Source organism: Pseudomonas sp. Kh14, assembly GCF_900291005.1.
Classification (GTDB): Bacteria; Pseudomonadota; Gammaproteobacteria; order Pseudomonadales; family Pseudomonadaceae; genus Aquipseudomonas; species Aquipseudomonas alloputida.
This window is the reverse complement of record NZ_OLKJ01000080.1, coordinates 1-281: the sequence shown is the minus strand read 5'-3', so window position 1 is coordinate 281 and position 281 is coordinate 1. Positions and strand designations below refer to the sequence as shown.

The 281-nt window shown below is 64.4% G+C and carries 1 pseudogene; it reads left to right on the top strand.

From position 1 onward, the window contains the following. Positions 1-42: 42 nt before the first annotated feature. A pseudogene (locus FQ668_RS27395) lies at positions 43-281 on the top strand (1,4-alpha-glucan branching enzyme); the annotation flags it as partial.

Below are 281 nucleotides of genomic sequence, written 5' to 3'. Positions count from 1 at the left end.
ATCCAGGACCAGTGGGGCAACTGGCACGAGAAGGTCGACCCCATGGCCCGATTCAGCGAGCAGGCTCCTGGCAATGCCTCCATCGTCACCGCCAGTCACCACACCTGGAACGACGCGCAGTGGATTGCCCGGCGAGAACGTTCCGCCGTTCACCAGGAGCCCGTGAGCATCTACGAGCTGCATCTGGGTGGCTGGCGTGCCGGGCTCACCTACCGTGACCTGGCCGACGAGCTCGTCTCGTACCTCGTGTGGCAGGGCTACACCCATGTGGAGTTCATGCC